This is a genomic window from Dyadobacter sp. HNCC25DJ184, assembly GCF_056895215.1.
In genome coordinates this window covers 54309-68849 of the sequence record NZ_JBXHAQ010000003.1, presented here as the reverse complement: position 1 = coordinate 68849, position 14541 = coordinate 54309, and the positions used below count along the sequence as shown (strand labels likewise).

General features: G+C 42.7%; 8 protein-coding genes. 7 read left to right on the top strand and 1 reads right to left on the bottom strand.

The features are described 5' to 3' along the window. Positions 1–431 precede the first annotated feature (431 nt). The 7 genes from AC1XUD_RS05470 (at position 432) to AC1XUD_RS05440 (ending at position 12679) form a co-directional block, all read left to right on the top strand. Positions 432–3641 (top strand): SusC/RagA family TonB-linked outer membrane protein, encoded by a 3210-nt coding sequence (locus AC1XUD_RS05470; RefSeq protein ID WP_483359957.1) that lies wholly within the window; start codon positions 432–434, stop codon positions 3639–3641. A 40-nt stretch (positions 3642–3681) separates the two neighbouring features. Further along, positions 3682–5190 (top strand): RagB/SusD family nutrient uptake outer membrane protein, encoded by a 1509-nt coding sequence (locus AC1XUD_RS05465; protein ID WP_483359956.1) that lies wholly within the window; start codon positions 3682–3684, stop codon positions 5188–5190. 265 nt (positions 5191–5455) lie between these two features. After that, positions 5456–8152 carry a PQQ-dependent sugar dehydrogenase gene (locus AC1XUD_RS05460; protein WP_483359955.1) on the top strand — a complete coding sequence of 899 codons (2697 nt, stop codon included), beginning with the start codon at positions 5456–5458 and terminating at the stop codon, positions 8150–8152. 158 nt (positions 8153–8310) lie between these two features. Continuing rightward, a complete protein-coding gene (locus AC1XUD_RS05455; protein ID WP_483359954.1) occupies positions 8311–9213 on the top strand; it encodes a hydroxypyruvate isomerase family protein in 903 nt (300 codons plus the stop codon). Between the two features lie 115 nt (positions 9214–9328). Then, positions 9329–10207 carry a hydroxypyruvate isomerase family protein gene (locus AC1XUD_RS05450; RefSeq protein WP_483359953.1) on the top strand — a complete coding sequence of 293 codons (879 nt, stop codon included), beginning with the start codon at positions 9329–9331 and terminating at the stop codon, positions 10205–10207. A 196-nt stretch (positions 10208–10403) separates the two neighbouring features. Next, the gene (locus AC1XUD_RS05445) at positions 10404–11513 is read left to right on the top strand and encodes a hypothetical protein (RefSeq protein ID WP_483359952.1); all 1110 of its coding nucleotides are present in this window, start codon (positions 10404–10406) and stop codon (positions 11511–11513) included. Continuing rightward, the gene (locus tag AC1XUD_RS05440) at positions 11510–12679 is read left to right on the top strand and encodes a hypothetical protein (RefSeq protein WP_483359951.1); all 1170 of its coding nucleotides are present in this window, start codon (positions 11510–11512) and stop codon (positions 12677–12679) included. The genes AC1XUD_RS05445 and AC1XUD_RS05440 overlap by 4 nt, the downstream gene beginning before the upstream one ends. A gap of 379 nt (positions 12680–13058) precedes the next feature. On the opposite strand, the gene AC1XUD_RS05435 is transcribed toward AC1XUD_RS05440, so the two are convergent. Further along, positions 13059–14519, bottom strand: coding sequence for a tetratricopeptide repeat protein (locus tag AC1XUD_RS05435; protein WP_483359950.1), 1461 nt, complete (start codon positions 14517–14519; stop codon positions 13059–13061). Positions 14520–14541: the final 22 nt, after the last annotated feature.

Here is a 14541-nt window from a genome sequence, read left to right as displayed (position 1 = left end):
ACACAGCAGGACAGTTAATTTTTTACAGACTTTTATTATTGTACAATCCTAGTAAATAATAGGAGATATAACCGTTCAACGGTGGGCTGAAAGCAGCTCTTCAAAAGCTTGAAGAGAGTCAACAAAAAGGCATAAAGGAAGAGAGAAAAAGGGACGTAGGGACAGCGAAAAAATGTGGCATTCGGCCAATAACAAATCATCAAAGGATCATTGCAAGGAATTTAAATAGATTCGAAAATCATTGCCAATAATCAAATATTAATTTACCCATAAAAAATAGACTGCTAATGACTTAACCCTATTCCTAAACCTTTATTAAAAAACCGGGGGTATTGGCGTACCCCCGGCCCAAATTAATCCGAACTCTCGCGTGCTGCAAACATAGAAGAGTGTCGGTGTCTATCTATCATCTAAATAAAACAATCAAATTTATGAATCAACCTCGACAATTGCAATTGTACTATGACAGGTACATTCCGTCCAAACTGTGCTTGATAAAGGTATTCTCTGGTATTTTACTTACCTCTTCTACCTTTGCAGGATCAAATGCCTACCTTCCTAACCCAAATACTTCTACGGGTACCTTAACGGTAGCAACGATCAACAAAACAGTAACAGGTACCATTTCTGACGAAAAAGGTGATGGGCTGCCAGGTGTAAGTGTCGTTTTAAAAGGCACAAATTCAGGGACTGTTACAGACACAGACGGTAAATTTTCGCTATCAGTGCCTGACAATGGCGGTATCCTTGTTTTCTCTTCGGTGGGGTATCTGACTCAGGAAACGCAAATTGGATCCAAAACTTCAGTAAACCTCAAAATGGCAGTTGATGCGAAAGCATTAACCGAGGTGGTGGTTGTAGGTTATGGTAGCCAGTTGAAAAAGGAAATTACCGGAGCAGTTCAAACTGTTAAGGCGGATGAAATAAGAGATATTCCCGTTTCACAGATTGCGCAGAAACTCCAGGGAAGACTGGCCGGTGTTCAGATCAACCAGACAACGGGAATACCCGGACAAGGTATGTCAGTCAGAATTCGTGGACAAGTTTCAGTTAGTGCTGGTAGCGATCCGTTATACGTAGTTGACGGCTTTCCGATTACTGGGACTATTGGCTCTATGAACCCGGATGAAATTGAGGACATTACAGTATTGAAAGATGCTGCTTCTACGTCATTATACGGTTCTCGTGCGGCAAACGGTGTAGTTTTGATCACTACCAAAAGACCCCAAACAGGAAAAACTTCAGTTGGGCTGAACGTCTTCGTCGGTACACAAAGTGTGCCTGATCGCGGATTAATCAAAATGCTTAACGCTGAAGAATTCGCTCAGTTCAAAAAAGAATATTACGAAGACCAAAACCAGACAGTTCCTACGGAATTTGCGAATCCCTCACAATACGCTGGCAAAAACAACGACTGGTATGGTTCATTGTTGAGACGCGCTCCCCTTCAGAGCTATACGTTGACCGTTTCAAACAACAACGAAAAGTCAAGTACATCCGTAGTTGCGGGGGTATTTAACCAGCAAGGAGTTGTTCTGAACAATACTTACAGACGTTATTCTCTACGCGTAAATTCTAACTATAACATATCTGACAAAGTGAAGATGGGCTTCAATATTGCCCCTCAATATGTGTTTGATAATACACCTAGATCAGATGGTAACCGTGGTGTAGGTATTTTGTTCAATGCCCTTCATACCTGGCCGGTGATGCCAATTTATGATGCTAACGGTGAATTGACAAAATACAATACCTTCCCAGGAAGTACCGGTAACATCTTCAACTATCCAAACTGGGTACGTGCAGCCAATGAGTTAACGAATGAAACGAAAAAAGTCAGTGTCCTTACAAATGCGTATGTCTCATGGCAACCCATCAAAGGGCTTGTTCTGAAGTCGACATTCAATGTTGAGTTTCTCTCGCAACGTTTCCTTTTCTTTAACCCATCTACTGCCACATTTCAGATCAACGTTCCAATCCCGACTACGGCATCTAGCGTTAGAAGTAATATGCAGAACATTTCGTGGCTGAACGAAAATTATGCTACTTATAACAAATCTGTTGGCGATCACCATTTCGAGTTGTTGGGCGGGTTGACCGTGCAGCAATTCAGAAGTGAAGCGATGGTAGTTTCTGCGAGCGTGTATCCCGACGACCGCATCAATACCATCCAGAGCGCGATCAACGTAGCAAGAGGTAACTCTACTGCCAATTCAGTAGACCAATGGAGCCTTGCCTCTTATATTGGTAGACTTACCTATAACTTCAAAGGTAAGTACTTGCTAACCGCAGCCGTTCGTGCTGACGGATCTTCTCGATTTGGTGCAGACAATCGTTGGGGTACCTTCCCATCTGCATCTGCAGGCTGGGTAATATCAGACGAAGAGTTTTTGAAAAATGTCCGGACTGTATCGTTCATGAAAATTAGAGGTAGCTATGGTGTAATTGGTAACAATAACATCGGTAATTACACTCAGTATGCGCTGATCAACAATACCTTGAACAATCCTTTCGGTACTAATATCGGAGCGGGCGCGGCAGTAACTTCACTTGCCAATCCTAAATTGGGATGGGAAAGAACGAAGCAATTTGATGTAGGTTTGGATATGGGATTCTTCAATGACCGCATCCAGTTGATTTATGACTTTTATACCAAAAGAACCACAGATCTTCTTTATAGCGTTCAGATCGCTCAGGAGTCAGGTTTTGGAAACTTTAATGACAACATTGGTGAGATTAAGTTCTGGGGAAATGAAGTTTCATTAACTACCCGTAACACAATCGGTGCATTCAAATGGACAACCAGTGCCAACATTTCTTTCAACAGAAACAAGGTAATGGCTCTTGCTGATGGAATCGATCGCGTATATGGTGCAGTGAATATTACGCAGGTGGGAAGACCTTTTGGCCAATTCTACGGATTACAGAAAGAAGGATATTACAAAAGCTCGGAAGAGCTGCAAAACTCTCCGGTTGTTCCCGGCCGTTCCGCTATCGGCGTTATTAAGTACAAGGATATCAACGGCGATGGCGTAATTACCAACGGTGGAGATAAAGATGATAGAACTGTTATTGGCAATCCGTTCCCGAAATTTACTTACGGTGTGACCAGCAACATGTCCTACAAAAATTTCGACTTGTCGATTACGGGTTCAGGATCTCAGGGTAATGAACTTTACGTGCAGCATTTATATAGTACAGCCAACTTGGACGGGGTATTCAACATGGTGGCAGGTGTGAAAGACCGGTTCAGAGTGAAAAACAATGATAAAGGTGTTGCAACAACGGTGATTACAGAAGGAAGCGGAAAGTTTGGTGCTACTAACAACGGTGGAAATTACACGGGTTTAGAGAGAGACTGGGCTAGTACTCAATTCCTTGCAGACGCGTCTTTCTTTACCATTAAGAACGTAACACTTGGATACACGGTCAATAAACTTTCCAAGGCTTTCCAATCTGCCCGTATCTATGCTTCTGTTCAGCAGCTGTATGTATTCACCAAATACTGGGGTGGGCCCAATCCTGAGACTAGCGCGAGTGGTGACGCTACTGGAGACGGCGGTAACCTGAGCCAGGGACGCGACTTTTCTAACTATCCTGTACCACGTACCTGGACAGTAGGGATCAATCTTAATTTCTAATCCTGAAGCCTCAAGCCTTAAAATACTATCTAATATGAAGATGAAAAAAAGTATTATACTAGCATGCTTAGCCAGTTTCACCTTAACCAGTTGCTTTGATGATTTTCTCTCAGTAACACCCGAAACACAGCTGAGCTCTGAGACCTTTTTCAAATCCCAAAAGGATTTTGAACAAGCGGTGAATGCAACATATACCCCATTGCGGACGATATATAATGACCGTATCTGGAAATTGACAGAATTGCATTCGGACAACGCCTACTACGCCCGGAATATCCTTTTCGGAGCGGTTGATGCAACTGAAAATATTGCAGATTTCGCCGTTCCTACCGCCAATGGTGTGACCGCGAACGACAACGTGCTTCAACAATGGAGACAAGACTACCTGATCATCTCTCGTGCAAACCAGCTTCTATCATTGATTGATGACGTAGACTTTGACGCTGCTGTGAAAGCAAATCTAAAAGGTCAGGCCTTGTTTTTACGTGCCTTCGCTTACTTCCAATTGGTGAGATTATTTGGTCCTGTTCCTTTGCACCTCGAGCCCGTGGCCGATCGTTCGGCTGCTGCTTTGCCTCTGAGCACTGTTGATCAGATATATGCTCAGATAGAAAAAGATGCAAAAGAAGCCTCAACTTCGATGTTGGACAAAACTGCTCAGGAGCCTGGACGGGCTACGTCTGGAAGTGCATTCACGTTATTAGCTGAGCTGTATATCACGCAAAAGAAATGGCCGGAAGCAGAAGCTGCTGCGAGACAGGTCGTAACAAGCGGCAAATATTCCTTGATGCCGAACTACGACGATGCATTCTCAGGTACCAGTGCCAACAAAAACAATGCTGAGTCTGTTTTTGAAATTCAGTACCTTGAAGGTTCTGCTGGCTACAACGGAAATTTGATTTATCAGATTATCCCGACACCGATATTGGCAAAAGAACTTTTCCCTATAACCGGTACAACCAACCCTCAGGATATTTCGGGAGAAAACAACAATATCCCAACACCTGATATTATCGCTGCATATGAAACAGGCGATAAAAGAAAGGAAATCACCATTGGATTTGTAACGCTTAGCCAAAGCGCTCGGGAAAACAAGGTTTATCCATATATAAAGAAGTATGCGCGTCCGCATTCACTCCAAGGCAATACGGGCCAAAACCTTCCTGCATTCAGATATTCAGAGGTGTTATTGTTCCTTGCAGAAGCTCTTACAGAGCAAGGCAAACAGGCTGACGCAATTCCATATCTGAACATGGTAAGAGCCAGAGCTGGATTGGCAGGAACGACTGCCTCGTCTCAGGCAGACGTACGTGAAGCGGTTTTCAAAGAAAGACGCGTTGAGCTGGCTTTCGAAAACAAGCGCTGGTTTGATATCACCAGAACCGACCGTATTCAGGAGATTATTGTTCCTTATGGTGCGCGAGTAAAAGCTAACCCGCTTAACTACTATTTCCCTGCTGGCGCAGTTCCCCCTGGAAATGCATTCACAGTACTGGATAAATACTATGGTTTGCCAGCAGTTGAATCTGCTTTAACACCGGAATTCTGATAAGCCGTTCTTTTAAAACTGTCCGTTACACTTATATTCAACCATTTGTGTGACGGACTTTTTTATGTTTAAAGAATCTATAAAAGGCAATCCAGTTACCGCGCTCTTAATTTGCGTCCTGTTTGTTTCAGAGATCAAACTTTTGACAAGTACCAGATACAACAGGATAGTCGGCTTATTTATTAGTAGTAAACTTGCCTTAATTAGATAATTCTAAGTAATTTTTTCACAATCACCATACTGCATTCTAAACTCTTACCAGAATATGCACAGTAAAAAAAAGTGGTTAAAAATCCCATCAGGACTTGTAGCTGTGTTGGCTGTGGGGACTGTGTGTGGAACATTATGGAGTAACCACGCTCCGAACACCTTGCCCCCCGCAGATGACAAAGTGGGCAAATTAAAGCTGGCTGACGGATTTCAGGCAGAGCATTTGTACAGTCCGTCAGAAAACAATGAAGGTTCATGGGTATCGATGACTTTCGATGATAAAGGCCGGATGATCGCTTCTGACCAATATGGCTTCCTTTATCGCCTGAAATTGCCTCCGATCGGATCCACTGAAAAACCAAAAGTAGAAAAGCTGGGTATCAACGGAGATACAACAAAAATTCAAATGGGCTTTTCACATGGCTTGCTATATGCATTCAACAGCCTTTACGTGATGGTCAATAACCGTTCGAACCCAAAATTTGCTGATCAAAGTGGTCTTTACAGATTGCAGGACACGAATAATGACGATCAATATGACAAGATTACCTTGCTGAAAGCAATGAAGGGTGAAGGAGAACATGGTCCGCATAGCGTAATCCTTTCTCCGGACAAACAATCATTATATGTAGTCGCAGGGAACCACACGGATTTGCCACAGATGGATATCTATCGTTTGCCAAATACATGGCAGGACGACAACCTGTTTCCATTGATCAAAGACCCTAGAGGTCATGCTAACGACCGTGCCGCCCCTGGAGGTTGGATTGCCCACACAGATCCGGAGGGAAAAAAATGGGAATTGGTTACAGCCGGATTTAGAAATCCTTTCGACATCGCATTTAACGAAGCAGGTGATCTATTCACCTATGACTCAGATATGGAATGGGATTTTGGTACACCATGGTATCGCCCGACCAGAGTATGCCATGCTGTGAGTGCTGGTGAATTTGGATGGAGAACAGGAGACGGCAAATGGGCTCCGTCTTATCCAGATAGCCGTCCTGCCGTTATGAATATTGGACAAGGTTCACCGACCAACCTGATTTATCTGAAAGACGCTAAATTCCCAGCGAAATACAAAAACACACTTTTGGCATTTGACTGGAGCTTTGGTATCATGCACGGACTGCACCTTTCGCCTTCCGGAGCAACCTATAAAGCAGATCACGAAGAATTTCTTTCAGGCTCTCCGCTTCCATTGACAGATGGAGCCATAGGACCTGATGGAGCACTTTACTTCCTTACCGGTGGTCGTCGACTTGAGTCGGATCTATACCGGGTTTACTATAAAGACTACAAAAATCTTCCTGCCGGCTCCGCAACTGCAACAGCAGTTATCACTCCTGAAGGGAAAATCAGAAGAGATCTTGAAGCTTTTCATGTTGGAAAAAATGCGAAGGCAGTTGCTACTGCATGGCCATATTTAAATCATGCTGACCGTGCCATCAGATATGCTGCAAGACTAGCTGTTGAGAATCAACCAGTTGCTGAATGGCAGCAAAAAGCGTTGACCGAAGCTGATCCTCAAGTGAAGATATATGCATTGCTTGCTTTGGCACGTCAGGGAGGTTCGACGGTAAAAAATGAATTGATGAAAGCATTGGCAAGTATCAATCTGAAAGCATTGCCAGAGGCCAAGCAGCAGGATTATCTGAGAACAGTTGAAGTTGCTCTGTTCCGGAACGGCGCTCCCGAGGCTGCTACCAGGGAAAAACTGATTGCCAACATCAACCCGAGCTTCCCGTCGCCATCAGCACTTGCCAACAGATTGTATAGCAAAGTGCTGATCAATCTGGAAGCTCCGGGTGCAACCGAAAAGACTTTGAAGCTATTGGTGAACGATGAAGCATTCGTTGATAAAGACAACGAAACTGCCACTGCATCTGCCGATTTAATTCTTCGTAATCCGCAGTACGGATTGGATATTGCCGGGATGCTGGAGAAAATTCCACCATTTCAACAAACGTATTATGCATTTGTTCTGAGTCTTGCCAAAACAGGGTGGAACGATCAAAGCAGAGAACAATATTTCAAATGGTTTGACAAAGCTTTCAGCTTTCAGGGAGGACGTAGTTACATCGGTTTTGTTGAAAAGGCTCGTAAAATTGCTTTGAAAAACGTACCTACCGAGAAGTACGCTTATTACGATAAACTGTCAGGTGCAGAAAGATTGACAACCAGCGGTAATGACCTAGTTAAACTATACAGCCCTAAGGGACCTGGGCGTGGATGGAAAGTGGATCAGGCAGTTGCTTTGGTACAAGATAGTTTGCAAAACCGCGACTATGAACGGGGAAAAATGATATTCTCGGCCGTAATGTGCGATAGATGCCATGCTATAAAAGGTGAAGGTGCCGATGTCGGTCCGGATTTGACTCAACTGGGCAACAGATTCTCAGTGAAAGATATGCTGGAATCCATTATTATTCCTGACAAAACGATATCAGATCAATATGGTTCGTTCATCTATGAATTGAAAAATGGCGAAACGGTATTGGGTCGTCAATTGAGTGAGGATGCTACTTCTTATAGTATTTCACAGAATCCATTTGATCCTAAATTGGTTAGAAAAATCGCTAAGAAACAAGTTAAATCTATTAAAGTTTCAACTGTTTCAGTGATGCTTCCAGGCTTGATCAACGGATTAAATCCTGACGAGCTAAGAGATTTAATTGCATATCTGATGGCTGGCGGAAACGAAAAAAATCCGATTTATTCGAATTCTAAATCAACGAAGACGGGTAAGTAACACAATTTCGCTTCTTTACTTAGGGTATTTCCTTCAACCGGAAATACCCTTTTTTTGTGACCTGAATATTGTAAAAGGGTAGGGGACCTACTAACGCCGGCGGTAGCTAAAAACACCGTCACAACATCATAAATTATTAACTATCAAGCTTTTTAAAAGTGTCAGATTCTCAGAAACAAAATAAATCCCGTAGAAACGTTATCAAAAATATAGCAGCAGCTTCAGGGATTCTTTCGGTCACGCCGTTGCAGGATATCTTCGCCCGGTCTGCAGAAATGTTAGGGCCAAAGCTCAATGGAAAAATCAATCATTCCGTATGTCGCTGGTGTTACCAAAAAATCCCGCTTGAAACCCTGGCTCAGGACGCAAAAAAAATCGGGATCAAATCCATCGAATTGGTCGGTCCGGAGGAATGGCCGGTCATCAAAAAGTATGGATTGACTTCTGCACTTCCCTGGGGAGAGGGTATTACCAGAAATCTGACTAAAGGCTTTTGTGACCCAGCGAATCATGCCGAGCTGATTGCAGGATTTCAGAATATCATTCCACGTGTTCAGGAGGCCGGTTACGATAAAATCATCTGCTTTTCCGGCAACAGAAATCGCATCTCTGATGACGATGGAATGCGAAACTGTGCGGTTGCTTTGAGACAGTTGATACCGTTGGCTGAAAAACACAACGTTACCCTTGTGATGGAATTGCTCAATAGTAAAGTGGATCATAAGGATTACATGTGCGACCGCACCGGATGGGGAGCGGCGCTTTGCGAAATGGTTGGTTCTGAAAAATTCAAACTGCTGTACGACATCTACCATATGCAAATTATGGAAGGTGACGTGATCGCAACCATTAAAAAGTATAATAAGTATATTGCTCATTACCATACCGGTGGTGTACCTGGTCGTCACGAAATTGATAATACACAGGAACTTAACTATCCGGCCATTATGAAGGCCATTGTGGAAACCGGATATAAAGGTTACGTCGGACAGGAGTTTATTCCAAGTCGGAATGACGATATCGCATCGTTGAAACAGGGTGTAACAATCTGCGACGTTTAATATAAGGCGATCAGCTTTCTCGTTTCTGGTTAGAGTCGCCAAAGTTTCAAAACTTGGAAACTCTTTCACCATCACCATTCATTCGCTCACTTAATAATTCACTCACTCTTTTCATATGAAAACCAACCTATCGCGAAGATCTTCAATTAAAAAGGCGTTGGCGGCCATTACCCTGGCTTCCACCCAAACGAATGCTTTTTCTTTACCATTCGAACCGGTAAAACCCCTGGTATTAAAAGGCAATATCAACCATTCGGTGTGCAAATGGTGTTATGGCAAAATTCCCCTCGAAAGCTTTGCGCAGGATTGTAAAAAAATGGGTATTAAGTCCATTGAGTTACTGGGGCCTTCTGAATGGCCTGTATTACAGAAATATGGCTTGACTTGCGCTTTGCCAAACGGTGCAGGAATGGGTATTGAAAAGGGATTTAATGATCTGGCCCTTCATGACGAACTGGTAAAAAGTTACGAAGAGCTCTTCCCAAAACTCAAAGAAGCAGGTTACACGACAGTGATATGTTTCTCTGGAAACCGACGTGGCATGTCGGATCTAGATGGCATGAGAAATTGTGCGATAGGGCTGAGACGTCTTATGGCCTCGGCGGAAAAATATAATATTACCATGATCATGGAGCTGTTGAACAGCAAAGTCAATCACCCTGACTATATGTGTGACCATACGGCATGGGGTGCCGGGCTTTGCGAGATGGTTGGCTCTGAGCGTTTTAAGTTGCTTTATGATATTTACCATATGCAAATTATGGAAGGAGACGTAATTGCTTCAATTCGTAAATACCATAAATATATTGGACATTATCACACTGGTGGTGTTCCCGGACGTAACGAAATTGACGACTCTCAGGAATTGAATTACCCGGCAATTATGAAAGCAATCGTTGAAACCGGTTTTACGGGATATGTTGCTCAGGAATTCATTCCTAAACGCGATCCGATTGCATCTTTACAACAAGGCGTTCAAATTTGCGACGTCTGATATAGATATCAAAAACCATGAGCTCACGCCCATGGTTTTTGATTTTTTAAGCTACCATTAATCTATCAAAGCGGCTTTCGCAGACACATTCTTGATCCCTGTCGATAAACCATTCCTTTCTGTCTGTCGGGATAGTTAAAACGAGGATTTATTGTTTTATTTACTTGACAATTAACGCTTTAACTTTAACAAAGATATGAAAAAAGTATATCTATTATTGGCAGTTGCATGTGTCGGAATTGTACTGCTGGCCAATACGAGTCGTTTTAACCGTGGGAAGTATGGGTTTGTTGTTGGAACCCCGGAAATCAAATCTATTAATGCGCTGACCTTTGGTCCGGATGGCGTACTGTTTATCGGAGATTCCAAAAGTGCAACTGTTTTTGCTGTCGATACAAAAGATGCTGTTCTTAATAAGGCTACGCCAACTGAGATCAAAAATATAGATCAAAAAATTGCGGCATTGTTAGGTACCGAAGTTCAGAATATCACCATTCAGGATCTGGCAGTTAACCCCATATCCAAAAGTATATATCTTGCTGTTCAGCACAGCGACGGAACCCCGGTGTTGTTCAAAATTGATGGTGACAAAATTAAGCCCTTCATCACCAAGGATATACCTTTTTCAAGTCTGGTACTTAATAATGCTCCGGCGGAAGACGCGAAAGATCAAAGAGGAAATTCGATCCGGGTATCCGCTATTTCCGATATTGGTTTTTCTGATGGGAAACTTCTGGTAAGTGGATTGGCTGGAAAAGAATTTAATTCGACATTTCGTAGTATTCCATTTCCATTTACCAATAAACAGGATGAAGCTTCATTGGAGATATACCATGCGGCTCATGGGAAATATGAAACACTTTCGCCAATACGAACCTTCACAACTGCGGAAATTAACGGTAAAAAATTCCTGTTGGCAAGCTACACCTGTACGCCATTGGTACTCTTCCCACTAGACGAACTGAAAGCCGGCCAACATATAAAAGGGAGAACGGTTGCTGAAATGGGGAGCGGCAATTCGCCGATCGATATGGTGACGCTCACGAAAGGAGGGGAGTCCTACCTTCTGATGTCTAACTCGGCACGCCCCGTTTTCAAGGTGAAGTACAAAAATATCGCTGAATATCAGGGATCACTAACGACCCACGTTGCAGAAAGCTTCGCGACGGCTGGTGTTGAGTTTGTATCTCTTCCTGTCACAAATGTTTTACAATTAGACAAACTGGATGATAGTCAAATGATTCTGTTGCAACGCAGATCTAACGGAAACTTGGATTTGTGGACGTCGAGCGAAAGATATTTATGATGAAATCCAGTTGGGAGAAGGTCAGGTCATATGCTGTATATGGTCTGATCTTTTTTGCTTTTGGTGCTCTTTCCAGTTGTCAAACCAAGCAAGGGGTGCAACTGATCTGGAAAGACAGTAAGGCCATGGGAGTTTCATTTTCAACTCAATTAACAGGCTCAATCCCAGTCGATTCTCTATCAGAACTCATTCAAATTCAACTGATTTCACAAAACGAACCAGTTGCCATCCTTGGCGATTTCCAGGTTGACCGATCATATATCACATTCAAACCGCTGATTCCATTTACACACGGATTAAGATATGAGATCTTATTTCGTGGAAAATTTCTGAGTGACTTTGAAATACCGGTAGTTGATCCAAATGATGCCCCGGTGGTCGTGGCGATGTTCCCGTCAGAGGATACTTTACCCGAAAATTTGTTGAAGATTTATATTCATTTTTCGAAGCCCATGCGGGAAAGCCAGTCTGAGAAATACGTGTCACTGGTAAAAAACGACCACGACACCATTCAAGGGGCATTCCTGAATCTGACTCCGGAGCTTTGGAACGAAGAGAGGACCATATTAACACTCTGGCTGGATCCGGGAAGAATCAAACGAGATCTACAACCAAACTTGTCGCTCGGAAGTCCTTTACAAAATCAAAACAAATATAAAATCATTGTTTCGCCAGACTGGCAAAGTCAGCAGGGAGCGAAGCTGTCCGGAAATTTCACGAAGTCATTCATAACAGCAGTCCGTGATAGTCTTTCGCCCACACCAATTCGCTGGACAACTTCCAATCCAAATGCTGGAACGCGACAATTCCTAAAGGTGAATTTTGGAGAGCCGTTGGATCATGGCTTACTGGGCGAAACGCTTGTTGCTCAGAAACTGAGCAACATTGAAACATCAAATCCGAGTAATGATGAGAGCGAGATCGTGATGAATGAAGACAATCGAGTTAGTATCAAAGGTAAATGGCAAATAGGTCCTGGAGAAAAATCAGCTGAATTTATCCCAGACAAAAACTGGGAATCCGGATATTACCTGATCCGAATCGAAACCCGCCTTGAGGACTTAGCGGGAAACAATATCAATCGTCCATTTGAAAAAGACATATCCAAAAAGACCCCAGATAGGAAACTCGGAAAGTATGTTGCCGTTCCGTTTGAAGTATTTTGATCTTAAGAGAATAAACTGGCCTTTATTTCTTAATTCTTCATTTGATCTGCCTCAATTTTGGAAAAGTTAATCTAAAAACTTAAACCTCAAATCCAGGCTGTAACTAGCTAAGGTTCACTCGCGTTACTATCAACAATACTTTCTTAAGTCGCCCTGAGGTTTTGACAGCAATTTCTGACTGGGCACTGCACTAGAATAATTAATTCTCAGTAGTCATAATTTCCCATAAAACACCCGCAAATACAAAAACAGCAATATTGTCGCAATCAGACAAACATATCCTTTTGTTATATAATTTATATTATGTTAAATAGACTTTCGGATAAAAGAAAAGGCGACATCCCTGCCGCCTTTTCTTTTATAATTCAATTATACTTGCTTATTCAGCGGCAACACAAGGAGTTCCTTTGCCTTCCAATTGTGTAACGATATTGTTGCAATGCTCAAGAGCTTCTTTTGCTTCAGTTTCGTCCTTAGCCTGAACAGCTTTCTCGAAATATGGTTTTGCTTTTTTAAACTTACCACAAACACGGGCTTCAACTTCTTTACCTTTTGCCTGGTAGTCAGCCATACTCATGTTATCAACAACGCTTTTCAATTGAACTGCGTCGTTAAAGTAAAAAGCACCAAGGTTATATAGCGCGTCATAATTAGCTGGCTCAATTTCCAAAGCTTTTTTATAATTCACCTGCGCCTCAGTTGAAGCAGTTACTTGTTTAGCTTTAAGATCTGCCAATTGCTTTTCCATACCAGCAACGTCAGCACCTTTAGCAGCATCCTTAGCTTCGGCGATATCTTTTTCGATTTTCGCTATGTTCGCTAAAGATTCTTTCTTCTTAGAATTAACATCTGCTAACTGGCGTTTCAAATCTGCACTCGATGGTTGTTTTTTCAATAATCCACCGATTCTCTTTACTTCACCGTCATATACTTCGATCTTACCTTTTTCGTTTTCAAGGTCTTTGCCCAGCGCGTCAACCTTAGAACCTCCAGAACCCATTTTACCTTGAAGTTCCTTGATCTCCTTGTTCAACTTGGTATTGGTGTTGTCGTACAAAATCGCAAGATTAAGCACGTTCTGGATATTTTTAGGATCACTTTTCGACAACGCGGTAAGTTCAGTAATTGCCTGATCTTCTTTGCCTGATGCCAAATAGATGTTCACAACTTCTGACTTCAAATCCTTGTTACCCGGAGACGCTTCCAAGCCTTTGTTCAAAGCAGCAAGCGCTTTGTCAAAATTGTTGTCAGCACGGTAAAGCTGAGCCAAGCCATAAAAAACAGAAGGATCTTTTCCTCCGTTGGCCGCATACTTTTCAAACTGAGCGATTGCCTCAGGTTTTTTGTCAATTCCCTGCGCAGCGATACCTCCATAGAGAGCAGCGAGCGTATCTTTCTTGTTTACATCCTGAGCCAACTCAAACATTTCAAGTGCGCCACCCAGATTTTTATTCTGATATTTTTCAGCACCTTGTTTGATAAAACCATTGTAGAGACTAGTCCCTGCAGCGCCAGTCAAAGCACTTTCTGCTTCTTTTGCAGATTTCCCAGGCTCTCCCTTTTTGGTTTTGTCAAGTTCGACCACCTTTTTGAAAGCTTCATAAGCAGTTTTGGCAGCACTTGAATCTATTTCGGAAGGTCCGTTTGCTATACTTTGATATAGATTGGCCCTTTCCATCCAATAAGCTGCTTTAGCAGTATTTTTCGGATCGGAAAGCCCGCCATCGCTTTTTTCTTTATCCTTACGAAATTGATCGGTTGCGGCCTTTTGTAGGGCATCCTGGCTAAATGCAGAGAAACTTAATAGGCCAAGAGCCGAAACCAGAAATATTCTTTTCATAAAACTCTTCTTTTGATGGTTA

Coding starts and splice junctions, on each gene's coding strand:
- AC1XUD_RS05470 (WP_483359957.1), top strand. CDS start 432: ATGAATCAACCTCGACAATTGCAATTGTACTATGACAGGTACATTCCG.
- AC1XUD_RS05465 (WP_483359956.1), top strand. CDS start 3,682: ATGAAAAAAAGTATTATACTAGCATGCTTAGCCAGTTTCACCTTAACC.
- AC1XUD_RS05460 (WP_483359955.1), top strand. CDS start 5,456: ATGCACAGTAAAAAAAAGTGGTTAAAAATCCCATCAGGACTTGTAGCT.
- AC1XUD_RS05450 (WP_483359953.1), top strand. CDS start 9,329: ATGAAAACCAACCTATCGCGAAGATCTTCAATTAAAAAGGCGTTGGCG.
- AC1XUD_RS05445 (WP_483359952.1), top strand. CDS start 10,404: ATGAAAAAAGTATATCTATTATTGGCAGTTGCATGTGTCGGAATTGTA.
- AC1XUD_RS05440 (WP_483359951.1), top strand. CDS start 11,510: ATGATGAAATCCAGTTGGGAGAAGGTCAGGTCATATGCTGTATATGGT.
- AC1XUD_RS05435 (WP_483359950.1), bottom strand. CDS start 14,519: ATGAAAAGAATATTTCTGGTTTCGGCTCTTGGCCTATTAAGTTTCTCT.